The 16,995-nt window shown below is 59.3% G+C and carries 14 protein-coding genes and 1 tRNA gene; 7 read left to right on the top strand and 8 right to left on the bottom strand.

What is annotated here, in order from left to right; genetic code table 11:
• Positions 1-218 precede the first annotated feature (218 nt).
• Complete coding sequence (locus MWU38_RS11975; protein WP_247272049.1) at positions 219-914, bottom strand: Crp/Fnr family transcriptional regulator; 696 nt, start codon at positions 912-914, stop codon at positions 219-221.
• A gap of 103 nt (positions 915-1,017) precedes the next feature.
• Between MWU38_RS11975 and MWU38_RS11980 the strand changes: the two genes are divergently transcribed.
• The 3 genes from MWU38_RS11980 to MWU38_RS11990 are packed head-to-tail and all read left to right on the top strand — an operon-like array spanning position 1,018 to position 4,332.
• Positions 1,018-1,728 carry a hypothetical protein gene (locus MWU38_RS11980; protein ID WP_247272050.1) on the top strand — a complete coding sequence of 237 codons (711 nt, stop codon included), beginning with the start codon at positions 1,018-1,020 and terminating at the stop codon, positions 1,726-1,728.
• A complete protein-coding gene (locus MWU38_RS11985) occupies positions 1,721-2,689 on the top strand; it encodes a hypothetical protein (protein ID WP_247272051.1) in 969 nt (322 codons plus the stop codon). The genes MWU38_RS11980 and MWU38_RS11985 overlap by 8 nt, the downstream gene beginning before the upstream one ends.
• Complete coding sequence (locus tag MWU38_RS11990; RefSeq protein ID WP_247272052.1) at positions 2,686-4,332, top strand: hypothetical protein; 1,647 nt, start codon at positions 2,686-2,688, stop codon at positions 4,330-4,332. The genes MWU38_RS11985 and MWU38_RS11990 overlap by 4 nt, the downstream gene beginning before the upstream one ends.
• A 20-nt stretch (positions 4,333-4,352) precedes the next feature.
• Here the strand turns inward: MWU38_RS11990 and MWU38_RS11995 are convergent, their stop codons facing one another.
• The 3 genes from MWU38_RS11995 to MWU38_RS12005 all read right to left on the bottom strand — a co-directional run bounded on the left by MWU38_RS11995 (position 4,353) and on the right by MWU38_RS12005 (position 8,934).
• Entirely contained in the window at positions 4,353-5,642 is a 1,290-nt protein-coding gene (locus MWU38_RS11995) for a cytochrome P450 (protein WP_247272053.1), read from the bottom strand.
• 40 nt (positions 5,643-5,682) lie between these two features.
• Entirely contained in the window at positions 5,683-8,784 is a 3,102-nt protein-coding gene (locus MWU38_RS12000; protein ID WP_247272054.1) for an adenylate/guanylate cyclase domain-containing protein, read from the bottom strand.
• A gap of 74 nt (positions 8,785-8,858) precedes the next feature.
• A tRNA-Thr gene (locus tag MWU38_RS12005) sits at positions 8,859-8,934 on the bottom strand.
• A gap of 200 nt (positions 8,935-9,134) precedes the next feature.
• Here MWU38_RS12005 and MWU38_RS12010 point away from each other — a divergent pair.
• Complete coding sequence (locus tag MWU38_RS12010; RefSeq protein ID WP_247272055.1) at positions 9,135-9,554, top strand: TM2 domain-containing protein; 420 nt, start codon at positions 9,135-9,137, stop codon at positions 9,552-9,554.
• Positions 9,555-9,663: 109 nt separating this feature from the next.
• Here the strand turns inward: MWU38_RS12010 and MWU38_RS12015 are convergent, their stop codons facing one another.
• Together MWU38_RS12015 and MWU38_RS12020 are read right to left on the bottom strand one after the other, a co-directional pair.
• Positions 9,664-10,566: a hypothetical protein gene (locus MWU38_RS12015; protein WP_247272056.1), complete on the bottom strand. Its 903-nt coding sequence runs from the start codon at positions 10,564-10,566 to the stop codon at positions 9,664-9,666.
• The gene (locus tag MWU38_RS12020) at positions 10,559-11,923 is read right to left on the bottom strand and encodes a replication-associated recombination protein A (RefSeq protein WP_247272057.1); all 1,365 of its coding nucleotides are present in this window, start codon (positions 11,921-11,923) and stop codon (positions 10,559-10,561) included. Before MWU38_RS12020 ends, MWU38_RS12015 begins: the two co-directional genes overlap by 8 nt.
• 116 nt (positions 11,924-12,039) lie before the next feature.
• Here MWU38_RS12020 and MWU38_RS12025 point away from each other — a divergent pair, with 116 nt between their 5' ends.
• Both MWU38_RS12025 and MWU38_RS12030 read left to right on the top strand, forming a co-directional pair.
• A complete protein-coding gene (locus tag MWU38_RS12025; protein ID WP_247272058.1) occupies positions 12,040-12,711 on the top strand; it encodes a PadR family transcriptional regulator in 672 nt (223 codons plus the stop codon).
• Positions 12,712-12,803: 92 nt separating this feature from the next.
• A complete protein-coding gene (locus MWU38_RS12030) occupies positions 12,804-13,238 on the top strand; it encodes a hypothetical protein (RefSeq protein ID WP_247272059.1) in 435 nt (144 codons plus the stop codon).
• A gap of 13 nt (positions 13,239-13,251) precedes the next feature.
• Here MWU38_RS12030 and MWU38_RS12035 read toward each other — a convergent pair whose 3' ends face one another.
• Both MWU38_RS12035 and MWU38_RS12040 read right to left on the bottom strand, forming a co-directional pair.
• The gene (locus tag MWU38_RS12035; protein ID WP_247272060.1) at positions 13,252-14,475 is read right to left on the bottom strand and encodes a glycosyltransferase family 1 protein; all 1,224 of its coding nucleotides are present in this window, start codon (positions 14,473-14,475) and stop codon (positions 13,252-13,254) included.
• Between the two features lie 72 nt (positions 14,476-14,547).
• Complete coding sequence (locus MWU38_RS12040; RefSeq protein WP_247272061.1) at positions 14,548-15,504, bottom strand: glutathione S-transferase family protein; 957 nt, start codon at positions 15,502-15,504, stop codon at positions 14,548-14,550.
• Between the two features lie 214 nt (positions 15,505-15,718).
• Here MWU38_RS12040 and MWU38_RS12045 point away from each other — a divergent pair, with 214 nt between their 5' ends.
• Positions 15,719-16,897 (top strand): phosphoserine transaminase, encoded by a 1,179-nt coding sequence (locus MWU38_RS12045; RefSeq protein ID WP_247272062.1) that lies wholly within the window; start codon positions 15,719-15,721, stop codon positions 16,895-16,897.
• Positions 16,898-16,995 lie beyond the last annotated feature (98 nt).

The raw sequence follows: 16,995 nt of genomic DNA on the forward strand, positions 1-16,995 counted from the left end.
GTTTGCCAGCGCACCCGCCTCCACGCCGAACAAGCAGCCAAGGCCTCGGGGAAAAGACCCGTATTTTTGCCTAGGTGACTTTTTGCACATCGGTGAGATATCGCGATCTGTATCACACTGGACAGGGCCATGAGTTCCTGGCCCTAGCGACCCGAAGCCTAGCTCCCCGTTCACCCGGGGAGCTTTTTTTTGGGCAAGGCGTTATCCGGCGCGTTTCTTTACACCTCTTCGACCTGATCCATCAGGCCATGCAAATTGGTGATCACCAGATTGCGCCCCTGCTTTCGCATAAGTCCGACCGAGGTAAGCTCGCTGATCGCGCGGGTGATTGTCTCGCGCTGACCGCCAACGGTGGCAGCCCATTCGGCATGGGTCGGCGGGTCTTTCAGCACGATCTCCCCGTCACCCCCGCCAAGCGCCATCGCATTGCGGATCAACTCGTTGTAAAATCGCATCTTTACCGAACTTGCGGTGGTCACATAGATGCGGTCGGACAATTCCCGGATGCGGGCGCCCATATCGCGCAGCAGCGCCTTGCTGATCGAAGGGATCGCCGCCATCAGGTCGCTGAAGGCGGGGCCGGAAAGCCGTCCGATCTCGACCTCGGACATTGCCACGATATTGACCGAGCGCGGCTGTCCGTCGAACACCGCAAGCTCGCCAAAATACGAATAGGTCGGCAAGCGGCGATAGCTGATCTCGCGGCCCGCGAGCGAGTAGCGGTTGGCCAGAACCTGACCATCGAAAAGCAGGAAGACATCGGTGTCGCGCGCTTCGTGGGCAATGATGGTTTCGCCGCGTTCGAATCGCACCACCGAAACTTTACTTGCCACTTTTCCGAGGTCTACATCGCTCAGGTCCTCGAAGATGCTGAACCTGCGCAGCTTGTCTTCGAGTATCTTATCTAAACTCATAATCCCCCGACCCTTTGTATTCTGCCAATTGTGACTTGGCTCACTTGTCAGACCCAACCAAATATGGATAGTCAAAGCAGGGTGTTAAAAGAGGGGGGAGCCTATGTCCAATGTTGCTGGCAAAGCCTATGGGATGACGGTGATCACTCCCCTGGCAAGACGCCTGGGGTGGGCGAACAAGTGGATATTCCGTTTTGCGCGCAGCTTTCCCGGAACGCTGAGCGGGCTTATCGGATTGAAGTTCATCCATTTTGCGCGCTGGGTCATTATTCCCAAGGATGCATGGCCAACCCTTGGCGAAGAGCCAGAGCGGCTCGACCGTGACGCGATGCTGTTCCTGTCGAATTTCAACGGCACATGGGACCAGTATATCGACGCGTTTTCCGATGGTATCCCGACCGGGCTCGACCTGTTCTGGTACAAGAACGCGCGCTATCCCGGCTCTGTCCCGATCACGCCGTTCAAGAAGTATATCCGCCTCAACCAGATTTCGTGCGACTTTTATTACAACGCAACGCCGGGCGCGGCGTATCGCGATGTGATTTCCGCGCTTCGTGTAAAGCGCGCGCTTCTGGAATTGGAGCGGGTTTATAACGACCCCGACACGACGCCCGAAAGTTTTGCCAAGGCATATCGCGCCAAGCTGAAAGAGATCCAGAACGATCTCACCACGCAAGGGTTTTCGCCGGTCGCATCGACCGAAACCGACCTTGCCGAAGAGCGCCGCCAGCAGTTCAACAATCTGCAGGATCAGATGGCCGATGCGCGCGCGAAAGAGCTTAATTTCAGCGGCGGGGGAGTGGGCAATGCCTAGTATCGATGGCGGATATTACTTTCTCACCGTGCTGGTGCCCGTGCGCAAGGCGTGGCCTGCGCGGCCCGAAGATGTGAAGAACAGGGGCGAGGGCAAATACCGCACCGCGCCAATCATCCAGCTGCGCGAGAAGCTGGCGGGAATGCCAACCGCGATGCAGACCCCGGCAAGCCACAGGTCGGGCGAGATCAGCAATTTCTCCAAGTCCACCCGCACGCATCTTGCGCGCTTCGCTGTGATTGACCGGCTGGGCTACAACGGCTTTGAGGCGGCCGACCCTGTGTTCGACAAGCTTGGCTTTGCAAAGCCGATCAACAACCGCTCCGAGCTTTCGCACCCCTATCTTCTGTTCGCCGCCGAATTCGACGCGCCAAGCGGGTCGCGCAATCGCGATCTGGCCGTTTACCTGCGCGAACTTTGGGATGTGATGCGCGATGATCTGGTCGATATTTTCGGCAATTGCGTCGCCTTTGAACCCGACGAAATCACAACCGCCGCAGACTTCATCGCTTACATCAAGCAATGCGAGATCGAGACGACGATGCCGTTCAATTTTTATTGGATGGATACGCCGCAACTGCCCACGCTGACGACGCGGGGGCTGGGAATTGGCGCTGCCATTTCGGCGCTGCTTCTCGCGCTTCCGGTGTGGTTTTTGCTGGGCGACCTTGCCTGGTACTTCAAGCTGCTGATTGCTCTTATCCCTGCGTTGATCGGAGCGATTGCGTTCGTCGCGTTCCGGTTCAAACAATATGGCGACAGACCTTTTCCCTCGCCGCCTGATGCCGACCTTCTCTCGGTGCTCAAGGGTTTGCACCTGCAAACGACTTTTGGCCGGTTCGTGGTCGATAATCAGGCCACGCACGCAGACGCACTGTTCGATGCGTTTGGCACTTACCTGCAAGACAACCGGCCACAAAAACCGACGCCGCGCCACCCTGCGGGGAGGGTCTATTCATGAACCGCTTCAACGATAAAGAGCGCATTGCCCTCAGGCTTGCCGATATTCAGGGCAACATCCTCAATGCCTATGGCAAGCAGGGTTTTCCAAAAGGGCGCGCGATTTTCCTGCACGTGGAAGACGGGGAGAAGGGGCGTAAGTTTCTCTTCGATTTTTATGAGCGGGTAACGACCGCGGTGCGCTGGAAAAGCGATAATCCGTATGCGCCCAAGGCCGAAACCGAAGCGCCGCCACGCCCTCCGGTCACGCTCAATTTCGCTTTCACTTTCAACGGGCTTCTGGCGCTTGGCGTGCCGATCAAGACGCTTTCCATGATGCCGCCCGAATTCATGCAGGGGATGCGCGCAAGGGCGCCTATTTTGGGTGATACGCTGCCCGAAGGCGCGCTCGAAAATTGGGACGAGGTGTGGAAGCACGAAGCGCAGGCCGTGGGCCCGCACAACGTCCATATCATGGCGTTGCTCAATTCGCGCATGGACCCGATGACCGGTGAACCCGTGCCCGAACTGGACGAGCTGACCGGTGAAATCCGCAGCTTTTGCCAGATCGAAGGCGGCATCCGCATCCTCAAAGGGCACGGCGCCGGCAATGCCGAATATCAGGACATGAGCGCGCGCCTCCACAAGGATGAGGCCACCGGCCAATATACCGCGCTTCCGATGGAGCATTTCGGCTTTGTCGACGGGATCAGTGACCCCGTGTTCGAGGGGCAATTCCTGATTGAGGACGAGGACGCGCGCAAGGTGGGCAATGGCAAATTCGTGGGCGACTTTGCCGATGAAGAAAGCCTGTGCGATCCTGATAATTGGGAGCCGCTTGCCACGGGCGAATTCATGCTCGGCTATCCCGATGAAGCCAAGGAATTGCCACCTGCCGCGCGGCCAAACCTGTTCAGCACCAACGGCACTTTCATGGCTTATCGCAAGCTTGAAGAGAAGGTTGAGCGTTTCGAGGAATATATCGAGGAAACCGTGCCCGAATTCGCGCAGGTTTACGGCATCGCGGACCAAACCGAGGCGCGCGAGACGTTCATGGCAAAGTTTTCTGGCCGGTGGCGCGACGGGGTGCCTTTGTCGCTTGCACCGACTTATGAAAAATGGGTCGAGTTCAACGAGCAGAACCAGGATCAGGTCACACGGCGGCCCAAGCTGTCGCAATTTGTCTATGCCGGCGATGAAGACGGCAGCGCGTGCCCGATGAGCTCGCACATCCGCCGGGTGCACCCGCGCGATATGCTGGGCCCGATCCCGGGTAGCGGCACCATCCTCGTCAATCGCAGGCGCATCCTGCGCCGCGGCCTTCCCTATGAGGACAAGGGCGAGGATGGCGCGCATGAACGCGGCATCGTGATGTTGATCTGTTGCGCCAGTCTCGAACGGCAATTTGAATTCGTCCAGCAGCAGTGGATCAATTACGGCATGGATTCCAATGCCGGAAATGACACCTGCCCGCTGCTCGGCAACCGGCCCAACAAGGATACCAAATTCGTGATCCCGAAAGATCCCGACGCCGGGGATGAGGGCGCGCCCTATATCTGCACCAAGCTGCCGCAATTTGTGGAGACGAAGGGCGGGGCGTATTTCTTTGTGCCCAGCATGACGAGCCTGCGGATGATCGCGATCGGGGTAATCGACCCGACCTGATCGGGCGCAAGAAAGCTGCTTTAGTCGTATTCGACCCAAAGGCTTTCGGGAAAAGGACCAAAGGTGGTGAGCTTGCCGTCTTTGCCGGGCGCGCGGCGCACATTGTCGCGTTCCAGCAAGGCTTTGAACGTCTGCGTCACTTGCGCATAGGCAAGCGGCGCCCCGATGCACCAGTGCAGGCCAAACCCCATAAGCATGTAATCGGTCTGCTTGCGGTTCGGATCGAATTTGGTGGGGTTTTCCACCCGGCGCGGATCGTGCATCGCCGACTGGGTCGAGACGAGGATATTCGTGCCCTTCTTGATGCGTTTTTCGCGGCTGGTGCCAGCGGCGATCACCACATCTTCGGCTGCCACGCGGAATGGTCCGGGATTGAGCGGCCAGAACCGCATCGCCTCAAACAGGATGCGTTGCAAAAGGTCATCATCGCCCGCGCGCGCCGCCTCGCGCGCCTGTCGCATCCAGTCAGGTTTTTCCAGCAGAAGGTCGAGCATATGCCCCGATGCCATGGTGTTGGTCGGCACAAAGCCGGTCACCATCCCGATCAGGATCGCGCGGATGATGGTGTCGGGCATTCCTTCGGGGTTCTGGCGCTGGCGCTCAACCAGCCGCGCAGTGATCGTGTCACCGCCAGGGCTCGCCTGTGCCCGGTCAATCGCCTCATCGACAATGGGACGCACGAACTGCGCTGCACCAAAGGCGGCCTCTTCAAGGTTGGGATCATCGGTCGGATTGCCGAACATGTAAGTGCTCATCGCAATCGTCCAACGGCCAAAACTGGCCTTGTCCTCGACGCGCAGCCCGTAATATTCCTCGCAAATGCGTGTTGGCACCAGCGTCAAAAGCCCGCTGACCGCGTCGATCTTGCCATCGCCTTTTTCAAGCAGGCGCTTGGCTTCCTGATAGGCAAAAGGGGCAACGATCTCCTCATTGTCGGTGCGCTTGAACGCGCTCATCGTCTCTTTCTTCAACCCCTGATATTCAGGGCCATCCGCCATGCCGAGCACGAAGTTCGGACCGCCGTTAAGCGCCTCGATCTTGGGGCCGAACGGAACCGCAACCTGCTTGTCGTTCTGGAGCGCTTCGGCGACATCATCATAGCGCGTGATGAAGGCCCAATTGCCAATCGTCGGGATCGGCCAATAGCGGCGCAGAAACGCCATATAGGGATAGGGGTTGCGCACGATGCGCCCGATCACGCGTGAGACAAACCCGTCGGACTGGAGCAGTGTCGGGTCAAATCTTTCATCGCCTGAAGACGCCTTCTCCCGGCTTTTCTTCATCCGCCCGAATGTTGCGACGTTGCCCATTGTTTCCCCCCAAGGTCAATTGCCGGGAAATACTACACTACTATGCGGGCAAGAGACTATAAAAACCGAATTTTTCCCAAAGTTTCTTGTTCAGGTTGTCGGACAATCCGGCCCCCTGTTCGCGGGCCCATCCCTGTGCCATTGCAGCCGAGGCCAGCGCGTCATCGGGTTTTCCATCAAGGTGGTCGAGTACGGCTTTGAGGCCGTAATATTCGGCAAGCATATGGTTCATGCCATATTGGGTCGTCGTCTCGATCGCCCATTCATTGGCCTCGCGCGCTTTGTCCTGTTCGCCCTGGTTGAGCCATGCAAGCCCTTCCCAATGTTTGTAGGTGGGCTGATAGAGGATGCTGCCGGTCTGCCCGTAATCCTCAAGCGCGCGCGCGATTTGCTGCGCGCCATCGGGGGCGCCGGTGAGGGCGTAGAAATGGGCAAGGTGCACGCGTTCGGTAAACAGGAAGTAGTATATCTCGTGCTTCTCGCACAAGGCGATGCAGTCTCGCAGATCCTGCCCGAGCCCGTCAAAATCGCCCAGCATCAGGCGGCAATAGTTGCGCCCGACCCCTGCAAAAGCGCGGGTGTAGGGCTGCGCGATGGCATCGGCACGCTCGCTTGCGGCGGAATAAAGCTCGATCCCGCGCGCCGTCTCGCCCATGTAAACCAGAGCCCAAGAAGCATAGATTTGCATCGCGGCGAGGAGATCATCGGCCACCATTTCCTGCGCGACGTTATCGCCAGTCTGGCCCATTAGCGCGATGCCCTCCAAAAGGTCGCTTGCGCACTGCTTGTAATCGCCAAGGGGAAAGCTTGCGATGCCCCGGCTGCGGTATCCAATAAGCCGCCAGGCGTTGTCATCGAAGGTCTCGCCAAGTTCGAGCATTTCGGCGCCGCGATCCTGCGTTGCCTGAATACGGCTGAGTTGCAGGTCATAGGACTGTTGTCCGTGCATCGAGGCGAGCAGCTTGGCCCGGTCCCCGCGCTCTCCGGCAAGGGCGCGCGCGCGGGCGAACACCTTACCGGTTTCAGGGTTTGCGTGCCCAACTTGCGAAAGCAGCACCTTGCCAAGGGTCAAAAGAAGGTCAAGCTCCAGCCTTACCCGTTCGCGCGCATCGCCGACCTGTCCGATCAGTTCAAGGCCGCGCCTCAGCCGCGCTTCGGCCTCTTTCATCGCGAAAACGCGCAAGGCGTCCTGTCCGGCCATAAGCCAATAGTGGATCGCCCGAGCAGGCAGCCTGGCTTCGAGCGCATAATGCGCCCAGCGTTCCGGGTCGATCGGGGTGTCGGCCCCGCTGTCCTGCTCAAGCGCTTCGAGAAGGCACGCATTGTATTCGCGCCGCTCTCCGCGAACTAGGGTCGAATAGGCAATTTCCTGAATCAGAACGTGGCGGAACTGAAATTCGTCGCGCTTGCCGGGCATTGCCACGCTCAACCCCGATTCCAGCAGGGTCTTGCACCCGCGTTCGATCAGCGGGGTGAGGTCCGGGGCGACCTTGGCCAGATCCTGCGTGGTAAATTCGCGGCCCACGACAGAAGCAATCTGCGCAATCCGCTTCGCCTCGCCCAATTGGTCAAGCCGCGCGAGCAGCGAATCCTGCAAGGTTTCCGGCAGGGTAAAGTTCGACTGGACGCCCAATCCTTCTGCCGCGCTTCCCGCCACGTGAGCCTCTGAATCGAGGATGGCCTTGGTCAGTTCCTCGATGAAAAGCGCAATCCCGCTTGCCCGTTCGGTGATGGCTTCCACCATCGAAGGCGAGGCCTTTGCTCCCAGCACCTGATTGATGAGAGCGCCCGCTTCGTCATCGGTCAGAGGCGGAAGTTCGACGCGCGCGATGCGGTCGTCTTTCTGCCAGATGTCGTACACATCGGGGCGCGCGGTCATGATGACCATGATCCGCCTTTCCTCGCCTTGCGCGACAAAGCCATCGATCAATTCAAGCGTTGTCGGATCGGCCCAGTGCAGGTCCTCCATCAGCACCACCACCGGCTGATGCCGGGCGAGAAGGTCGATCTGGTTGAGAATGGCGCGGATTGTGGCGCGGCGAAGCTGGCCTGCGTTCATCGCCGTGACCTCTTCGGGCGGCGGCGTCTCGAGCCCGACGAGGCTGCTGAGCATGTAGCGGTCGAGTTCGCTCGTGCCCGCAGCGAGACGATTGTCGAATGCCTGACGTGACGGGACAGACTGGTGATCGCCAGCCCCGGCCATGTTTTTCAGACGCGTGATGAAGGGGCGAAGGGCAGCCTGGCGTGAATGGGGCGCGCAAAAGCAGGGAATAAAGGTCGTGCTCGCATGGTCGAGCGAGTGGATGAAATCCGCCACGAAGCGCGATTTTCCAACGCCTGCCTCGCCCTCGACCAGACATACCTGAAGCTTGCCCTCGCGCGCTTCGGCCCATCTTCGGGTGAGGTCTTCCTTTTGCGATGTGCGCCCTATCAGCGTCGCATTGCCGCCGCGCAGCGCCCTGAAACGGTCTTGCTGGCTGCGCGCAAGAACGCCGAAAGCGCGCACGTTCCTGGCAAAACCCTTGGCGTCGATGATGCCAAGGTCCTCCAGCTGGAAAAGCCCGCCGACAAGCCGCCGCGTGCGTTCGGCGATGACGCATTGATTGGCCTTGGCATAGCTTTGCAGACGCGCGGCAAGGCTGGTGACCTGACCGACCGCGCTGTTGCCGGTGTCGCCTTCCTCGATGCGCCCGACGATGCTCGTGCCGGTGGCAACCCCGACGCGGGCCTGCGCCTTTTCGCCATTGGGCAGGGTGATCTTTGAAACCGCTTCGATCAGGGCAAGGCCGGAGAGAACCGCGCATTCGGCCGCGTCTTCGGAGGCAACGGGATAGCCGAAATAGATAATCCCGCCATCGCCCACATGGGCGCCGACATAGCCATCGAACGGCTGCACCGCAGCAGAGGCGACATTGTGAAAATTGGAGATCGCCTCGCGGAAATCCTCCGGCTCGACGCTGGTGGACAGCCTGGTTGAGCCCACGAGATCGTAAAACAGGACGGTGATCTGGCGGCGTTCGGTCTGGGCTCTTGCGCCTTTGATCGGTGGCTGTGCCGCCTCGGCAGACGCAAGTTTTTCTCCGCAATTGCTGCAGAACTTGTGGCTTTTAAGCCTTTCCCTCTGGCACTCCCCGCACGCCATGCGCGCTACCTACAGGGCATTGGCCCTGTTAAAAAGCAGTTTTTGCGGGAAAAGCGACGGTTTTTGAAGGGAAATGGTGCCGGCTGCAGGAGTCGAACCCGCGGCCTGATGATTACAAATCAACTGCTCTACCAACTGAGCTAAGCCGGCCCATCTTGTCGCCGCGTATAACGTATCAAACGCGAGAAGCGCCCGCTAGCCGCAAAGGGGGGCACCTGTCCAGACCCCTTTTGCTCAATTTCGCCGAACATAATCATCCCTTCATCGAAGAAGGTGTCCAAAGCGGTGATATCGCCTTGCAATGCTTGCCCTGAGATATATCTTGGCACGCGACTTAGGGACGGGTGGAAATGGATACGCTTCAGCAAAAAGAGCTGCTGTTTGAAGAAAATGAAAAATCCAAAGCGGTGGCTTATCTGCTTTGGCTGTTTTTTGGCGCATTCAGCGCGCACCGGTTTTACGCAGGGCAAACCAAATCGGCGGTGGTGCGCCTCATCATGCTGTTCGTGCCCGTCATCGGCTGGGCGATCCTTACGCTTTTGTGGCTGCTCGACCTGTTCTTGATCCCGGGCATGATCAATGAGCGCAATCTGAAGACGATCGATATGATCTATGGCCCTGAAAAGCCTGCTCCGGCCAAGAAGGAGGAGGATGAGCCCAAGGCAATTGCGAACGAGGTCGATGAGCGCCGCCAGAAGATGCTCGATGACCTGCGCCAGACGGGATATCGCAAAGAGCGTCCCGACCCGATTGCCAAGCTTTACCGCTAGTTTCCAGAGAGACGGCACCAAAGGTGCCGCAAGGCCGACCGGCCGTCCGCAGCGGGGCAGCTTGCCTGCCCGTCTAGCGAGGAAGCGCCCGCGGATGCGGGTGCTCAGACTAAAACGCCCCGAACGTCCATCCTTCGGTCCATGCGATTTGCGCGGTGAGCGCGCGCGGTTCCCAGCGTTCGGGCTCTTGTGCAGCCTTGCGTAACCATGCAGCGGTGAGAATTGCGTCGGAAGAATGGTCGTCGATCTCGCCAAAGTCGTCGACCGGCGGGCAGTCCAGCGCGTCGAGCGCGGCGTTGAGGTCGGCATAGGTGAGGAGCTTGGTGCGCGAGCCGCTTTGCCTCGCCGCCTCGCGCGAGGCGAGGCCGGTGTAAATCTCACACAGCATCGAGCCGCCTTTCTTGACGCGGCGCTCCGGAATTTTGTCCATCGGCCAGACGGGCAGGTGCCCGCGAAGCTGGTGCAGCATGCGCATCCCGGTGAGCGAGCTTTTGCCCACTTGCGCGGCTCCTACGAGGTTGAAATTGCTGACCGGACGGCATTTCTGGCGCCACTGGGCGATTTCCGCCTCGCGAAAACGGCCCTCCCGGCTGATGGCATGCGGCAGGTGAAAACGGTCGCCCTCGTCCGCCTTGCCGTGGCGGAAATATCGCCGTGCATCGGGGTGGGTGACGAAGCTGTTTGCGCCTAGATGCGGCTCACCATCGCAAATTGCGTCGATCAGCGCCCAAAGTTTCTTGGCGTGTGATGGGCTCCGATCCCAGTCAGGAAAAAACGCGCCGCAATCGTTGAAGGGCAGCGAGATGCCAAGGTCGATTCCGACGAGTGTGTTGACCGGCAAATCATCGCGCAGGATCTCGAGCACATCGGTTCGCGAAAAGCCGCCCTTGGGAGGGGCGACCAGCACAGGCGCTTCGCCCGCCTTGGTCGCAAGCGCAAGCGCGATACCCTTGTGCCGCTCGCCTTTCGCACCCGACCAGTCGATCGCGAGGAAGTGGTCCCACTCACGCATTTTTGCGTCCTACCGCTTCGCTGCTTGAGGACTTACGCTCCGCACGCAGCCGGTTCCAATAGTCGATGCGCTCTTTCACCTTGCGTTCAAATCCGCGCTCGACCGGCTCGTAGAATGTCTGCGGCGGCAGGTCATCGGGCCAGTAATTGTCGCCGGAAAAACCATCGTCGGCCTCGTGGTCGTAGGAGTATCCCTTGCCATAACCGATATCCTTCATCAGCGCGGTTGGCGCGTTCAGGATGTTGGCGGGCGGCATCAGGCTTCCGGTTTCACGCGCCGATTTGAACGCGGATTTTTGCGCGGCATAGACCGCGTTCGATTTGGGCGCGGTGGCGCAGTAGAGGCAGGCTTGAACAATGGCGAGCTCGCCTTCGGGACTGCCCAGGAACTGATAGGCGTCCTTTGCGGCAAGGCATTGGGTGAGGGCGGCGGGGTCGGCAAGGCCGATGTCTTCGCTTGCAAAGCGCACCAGTCGGCGCAGCACGTAAAGCGGCTCCTCTCCGGCGGTGAGCATTCGCGCGAGGTAATAGAGCGCGGCTTGCGGGTCGCTCCCGCGCAAGGACTTATGCAGCGCGCTGATCAGATTGTAATGGCCGTCGCGGTCCTTGTCATAGACGGCAACGCGCCGTTGCAAGAATGCGCTCAAAGCCCGCGGGTCGAGCGCCTCGGGCAGTTTGGCATTATACAGCGTCTCTGCCTGACCCAGCAGGAACCGCCCGTCGCCATCTGCACTTGCAATCAAGGCAGCGCGCGCATCATCGGTGAGGGGAAGGGGGCCTTCAAGACCCTCCGCCCGATCGAGCAGCGCGCCCAATGCCTCATGCCCCAATCGCTCAAGGATAAGCACCTGCGCACGGCTCAAAAGAGCAGCGTTGAGCGCAAAGCTCGGGTTCTCGGTCGTCGCGCCGACAAGCGTGACCGTGCCGCGCTCGACAAAGGGGAGAAAACCGTCCTGCTGCGCGCGGTTGAAGCGGTGGATCTCGTCCACGAAGAGCAACGTTTTCTGCCCCGCGCTTGCCATCTTGTCGGCATCGGCAAAGGCTTTCTTGAGGTCGGCGACCCCTGAGAACACCGCACTGATGGATTGAAAACGCATCCCGACGCTTGCAGCAAGCAACCGCGCGATGCTGGTCTTGCCCGTGCCCGGCGGTCCCCAAAGGATCATGCTCGCAAGCTTGCCCGCCGCGACCATGCGCCCAATCGCGCCTTTGGGGCCGGTCAGATGCTCCTGACCGATTACCTCCGAAAGCGCAGCGGGGCGCAGGCGATCAGCAAGCGGGGCATCGTCGCGTGGGACACCGTCGCGCGGGGCATCGTGTGGCGCTTCTTGCGCGTCGGTTTCAAACAGATCAGCCATTCGCAGACCGAGATAAGCCGTTCGTCGGGAATTGCCACAATGTTGAGGGACGACCCTTGAAGTGATAGGTCAAAGATATATCTTATGGCTCATAAGAAGTATCAGGAGTATTCTAAATGACATGGAACGGCAGAAACGGCGGCTGGGAAAAACTCGGGCCCATGATCGCCATGATGGCAGCTTCGGCAGCCTCTGACTGGGACAATAACGAGCGCCGCTCGCGCCGCAGGGAACGCGGCCAGTCAAAAGACTGGCACGACAACGCCGCCCGCGTTCGCGTAGGGCGCAAGCGCCGTGGCCGGATGTTTGGCACAGGCGAATTGCGCCTGGCGCTCCTCGCCCTGATCGCGCGCGAACCGCGCCACGGTTACGAGCTTATCCGCGCCATCGAAGACATGACCGGCGGCAGCTATGCCCCGTCACCCGGCGCGGTTTATCCAACGCTGCAAATGCTCGAGGAAGAGGGCATGATCAAGCCCGCCAAATCCAAGGCAAAGGATGACGAGGACGGCGAAGGCAGCAGCAAGAAGCCGTTCAAAGCGACCAAATCGGGCAAGGCCGAACTTGAGACCCGCGCTGACGAAGTCGCCGAATTGATGGAACGCCTTGGCGAACATGGCGAGCGCACAGAGCGCATCCGGGAAAAGTCGCCCGACCTTTTCCGTGCAATGGGCAACCTTGGCACGGTTCTCAAAAACCGAGCGCGCGCGGGCAAGCTGGACCAGGCCGCGATGAACGAGATTGTCGATATCATCGACGAGGTCGCCAAGCGTATCGAGCGTATGTGATCCCCGCTTGCATTTGCGCGCCATTTGCTTGGGCGTCATTGGCGCTGTATCCCCTTTCTCGTGGAGTTTTTTCATGAGGGAGGGGATAATTTATGGACAGTGCATTCAATGAAAGCGTCAGGACGCCGTGGCACTTGTGGGTGGTAGGGATATTGACCCTGCTCTGGAATTCTGTGGGCGGTTTCAGCTACACCATGACGCGGCTCGGCATGCTTGAACAATTGGGCATGGGCGAGACAGAAATCGCCTATTTCGCCTCGGCGCCGATGTGGTCGAATTTCTTCTGGGCGCTGGGCGTGTGGGGGGCGATCCTTGGCTCGATCCTGCTGCTTTTGCGCTCACGCTTTGCGGTTTATTCGATCCTTGCTGCGATTGTTGGCCTGCTTGGTTCGAACATCTGGCAATATGGGTTGAGCGATATCCCTGAAAGCCTCGCGAACCCGCCGCTTACGATAACGATCTGGGTCACAACGCTGTTCATGCTGTTCTACGCCACGCGCATGGCGAAAAAGGGCGTGCTGCGCTGAAGCTGTTGCTGATTTAAGCGGCCGCCCCGTTTTCAGCTGCCCCGTCTTCGGCCGCTTGCAAGGCGCGGCGGTCTTCGATGAGGCGAATGTAGGTTTCCGCGACCACCATATTGATCGCCTCCCAGCTGTATTCGAGGCTGCGTTTCTCCCCTGCGGCCCCGTGCGCGCGGCGCAGGTCTGTATCGGTGCAATAGGGGGCAAGCGCCTCTGCCAGTCCGGCGGCGTCGGGTTTCTCCTGGCCCTTTTTACCGACCAGCGGGACCAGCCGCCCGGTTTCGCCTTCGGTGACAAGGCTGGATGCGCCGGTTGCGCCCGCGGCCACCACGGGAAGCCCGCATGCCATCGCCTCCAGCGTCACATTGCCAAAGGTTTCGGTAACGCTCGGGTTGAAGAAGATATCGCCGCTTGCCAGCGCCTGACCCAGATCGGCGCCGGTTTTGAACCCTGCAAATATCCCGCCGGGAAGCGCGTTTTCAAACCATTCGCGTGCCGGGCCATCGCCAATGACAAGAACCTTGTGCGGCACCTGTCTCTTGCGCAGTTCGATGATGGTGTCGGCAAAAACGTCGAGCCCTTTTTCCATCACCAACCGGCCAAGGAAAACAATCGCGACATCGTCATCCTCAAGCCCGATTGAACGGCGCCATTCATGGTCGCGTTTTTCCGAGGCAAAGATCGTGCGATCAACCCCGCGCGACCACAAGGTTATATCGTCGTGCATCTTCATCGAGAGAAGCTCATCGATCATGCTTTGCGACGGCGCGACCAGCGCATCGCAGCGGTTATAGAAACGCTGGAGAAGCTTGACGATCAATGGCTCCAGAAACGCCATGTTGTAATAGCGTGGATAGGTTTCGAACCGTGTGTGCACAGAGGACAGGACCGGAATGTCGTAATCCTGCGCCCATCGTAATGCCGCGTGCCCCATCGGATCGGGCGAGGCGATGTGGACGATATTGGGCTCAAACCTCACAAGGTCACGTTTGGCCGCGCGCCCAAGCCGCAAGGGCAGGCGATATTCCCCGCGCCCTTTCACCGGCATGCGCACATTGGGCACGCCGATAAGGTCGCCCGTAGGCTCAAAATCGGGGTCGGCCACTGTCGGCGCATACACCCGCACCTTTGCCCCATTGTCGAGGAGTGTGCCAACCAGACGGTTCAATGCCTGATTGGCTCCATCGCGGGTGTAATTATAGTTGCCGCTGAACAGGGCAATTCGAAGATCGGAAGGCTGCATCACGCGAGGCTGTTTAAGACATTGAAGGCGCGCTGACTACACCTTGCATGGACACAGTTTCCACCGGTCCCGTCAGCCGAATTGCAAATCGGGTCCCACAGGCACGATCTGCGTAGGATTGATGCTCACATGGCTCTGGTAATAGTGATGCTTGGCGTGGTGCATGTTGATCGTGCCCGCAATCTCTTCGCGCCCCGCAAGCGCGAGCGTGTAGCGGTGAAGGTTGGGTAAGTCCGCGATGCGTTTGCGATTGCATTTGAAGTGGCTGTAGTAGACCGCATCGAACCGCAAAAGCGTTGTAAGAAGGCGAATATCCGCCTCGGTCAGTTGTCCGCCGACAAGGTAATCTTGCCCTTCCAATCGGGCTTCAAGCCGGTGGAGCGTGTCAAACAGCGGCTCGACCGCCTGTTCATACGCTTCTTGCGTGGTGGCAAAGCCGCTTTTGTAAACGCCGTTGTTCACATCTTCATAGACGCGCTCGTTCACCGCGTTGATTTCATCGCGATGGGGTGCGGGATAAAGGTCGATTTCATTTGCACCAAGCTCGTAGAAACCATCGTTGAAGATGCGGATGATCTCGGAGCTTTCGTTGTTGATGATGCGGCGCTCTTTCTTGTCCCACAAGACCGGGACGGTCGCCTTGCCCGTCACGTCATCGCGCGCGATCTGATACAATTCATGGATCGTGCCCGCGCCCTCGTTCGGGTCGGGAATGACGCCAGGGCCCTCGTTGAACGTCCATCCCTGCTCGCGCATGAGCCAGTGGGTGACCGAAATCGGGACGAGTTCCTCAATCCCTTTAAGAGCGCGGGTGATAAGTGCGCGGTGCGCCCAGGGGCACGCGTAGGAGACATAAAGGTGGAACCGGTCCGCCTCGGCCTTCACCGCGTTCTGGCCATCGGGGCCGGCCGAACCATCAGGCGTGATCCAGTCGCGAAAATCGGTGTCCCACCGCTGGAAAGATCCGTCATCCTCGGCGTAACCGTCTGATCCCTCGCACCATTTTCCGTCTTTAAGATAGCCGCTCATCACCGTGCCCTTCGTGAAATTTTTTAATGTCTTTCGAGAACAAAAGAAGCGAAGGGGCCTCCCGGTTCCGAAATAGACAGTCCGGTGTTCGTTTGCGCCAGTTCCAACCGGAAACCTCTTGAACAGCGATTGACTCACCAACAGATGTGTTTACACGCGGCTCCGGGCCACGCGGTCCCAACGCCGCGCGAGCTCTCTGTAAGGAGAGAATACAATGACTGAATACGCACGTGGGCTCTTGCACGAGCCTTCGCTCAAACCTGAGCGTCCCCAATTTTCTTCCGGTCCTACGGTTAAATTCCCGGGCTGGTCCCTCGACAAGCTGAAAACAGATTCGCTCGGCCGTTCGCACCGGTCGGCCTATGCCAAAGGCCGTCTGAAATACGCGATTGACCTGACGCGCGAACTGCTTGGCGTGCCCGACGATTATCTCGTCGGCATCATGCCCGCTTCCGACACCGGCGCTCTTGAAGCGGCGATGTGGACCATGCTTGACCCTGCGCGCCCTGCCACGGTCGCCGCGTGGGAAAGCTTTGGCAACGTGTGGATTCAGGATGCGGTGAAGCAGCTCAAGCTGCCCAACCTTCAGACACTGACCGCCGATTACGGCGAGATCCCCGACCTTTCCACCATTCCTCAGCGCAACGATGTCGTCTTCACCTGGAACGGCACGACCTCTGGCGCGATGATCCCCGATACCGACTGGCTCGAAGAGGGCCGCGAAGGGATCACGATCAACGATGCGACTTCGGCTGTCTTCGCGATGGAGATGGACTGGGCAAAACTCGATGCGACGACATTCTCGTGGCAGAAAGTCATGGGCTCGGAAGCGCAGCACGGCATGCTCATCCTTTCACCCAAAGCGGTGGAGCGGATCGAAAGCTATGATCCGGCGTGGCCGCTGCCCAAGCTTTTCCGCATGAAAAAAGGCGACAAGATCAACCGCGCAATCTTTGAAGGCGCAACGATCAACACGCCTTCGCTGCTGGCGACCGAAGATTACATTGCCGCGCTTGAGTGGGCAAAGTCGATTGGCGGGCGGCAGGCGCTGTTCGAGCGGGCGAACACCAATGCCAATATCGTCAAGGACTGGATCGAGGCAAAGCCTTGGCTCAAGAACATGGTCGATGATCCGGCCAAGCGCACCAACACCGGCGTGTGCATGCAGTTCACCGGCGATTGGTACGATGGGCTTTCGGCTGAAGAGCAGGCGGATGTGCCTAAGAAAATCGTGAAGATGCTCGAAGAGCGCGCCGTTGGTTACGATTTCAACGGCTATCGCGATGCACCGCCATCACTGCGCATCTGGTGCGGTGGAACCGTCGAGGCAGAGGATATCTCGCGCCTCCTGCCGTGGATCGAGTGGGCATACGAAGCCGTCAAGAACGGCTGATCTGCCCGGTGTGTGCTCCTGCAAAAAGCGGGAGCCCATCACCTGCTTCTTTTTCTTCCAAATTTTCCGGGCTCCTGTGCTGACACTCGTGCTGTCAC

The sequence above is a fragment of the Qipengyuania sp. S6317L1 genome (genome assembly GCF_023015615.1).
GTDB lineage: Bacteria > Pseudomonadota > Alphaproteobacteria > Sphingomonadales > Sphingomonadaceae > Erythrobacter.

What these genes read in the sequence shown, in the direction of transcription:
- MWU38_RS11975 (WP_247272049.1), bottom strand. Translation starts at nt 914, where the DNA reads ATGAGTTTAGATAAGATACTCGAAGACAAGCTGCGCAGGTTCAGCATC.
- MWU38_RS11980 (WP_247272050.1), top strand. Translation starts at nt 1,018, where the DNA reads ATGTCCAATGTTGCTGGCAAAGCCTATGGGATGACGGTGATCACTCCC.
- MWU38_RS11985 (WP_247272051.1), top strand. Translation starts at nt 1,721, where the DNA reads ATGCCTAGTATCGATGGCGGATATTACTTTCTCACCGTGCTGGTGCCC.
- MWU38_RS11990 (WP_247272052.1), top strand. Translation starts at nt 2,686, where the DNA reads ATGAACCGCTTCAACGATAAAGAGCGCATTGCCCTCAGGCTTGCCGAT.
- MWU38_RS11995 (WP_247272053.1), bottom strand. Translation starts at nt 5,642, where the DNA reads ATGGGCAACGTCGCAACATTCGGGCGGATGAAGAAAAGCCGGGAGAAG.
- MWU38_RS12000 (WP_247272054.1), bottom strand. Translation starts at nt 8,784, where the DNA reads ATGGCGTGCGGGGAGTGCCAGAGGGAAAGGCTTAAAAGCCACAAGTTC.
- MWU38_RS12010 (WP_247272055.1), top strand. Translation starts at nt 9,135, where the DNA reads ATGGATACGCTTCAGCAAAAAGAGCTGCTGTTTGAAGAAAATGAAAAA.
- MWU38_RS12015 (WP_247272056.1), bottom strand. Translation starts at nt 10,566, where the DNA reads ATGCGTGAGTGGGACCACTTCCTCGCGATCGACTGGTCGGGTGCGAAA.
- MWU38_RS12020 (WP_247272057.1), bottom strand. Translation starts at nt 11,923, where the DNA reads ATGGCTGATCTGTTTGAAACCGACGCGCAAGAAGCGCCACACGATGCC.
- MWU38_RS12025 (WP_247272058.1), top strand. Translation starts at nt 12,040, where the DNA reads ATGACATGGAACGGCAGAAACGGCGGCTGGGAAAAACTCGGGCCCATG.
- MWU38_RS12030 (WP_247272059.1), top strand. Translation starts at nt 12,804, where the DNA reads ATGGACAGTGCATTCAATGAAAGCGTCAGGACGCCGTGGCACTTGTGG.
- MWU38_RS12035 (WP_247272060.1), bottom strand. Translation starts at nt 14,475, where the DNA reads ATGCAGCCTTCCGATCTTCGAATTGCCCTGTTCAGCGGCAACTATAAT.
- MWU38_RS12040 (WP_247272061.1), bottom strand. Translation starts at nt 15,504, where the DNA reads ATGAGCGGCTATCTTAAAGACGGAAAATGGTGCGAGGGATCAGACGGT.
- MWU38_RS12045 (WP_247272062.1), top strand. Translation starts at nt 15,719, where the DNA reads ATGACTGAATACGCACGTGGGCTCTTGCACGAGCCTTCGCTCAAACCT.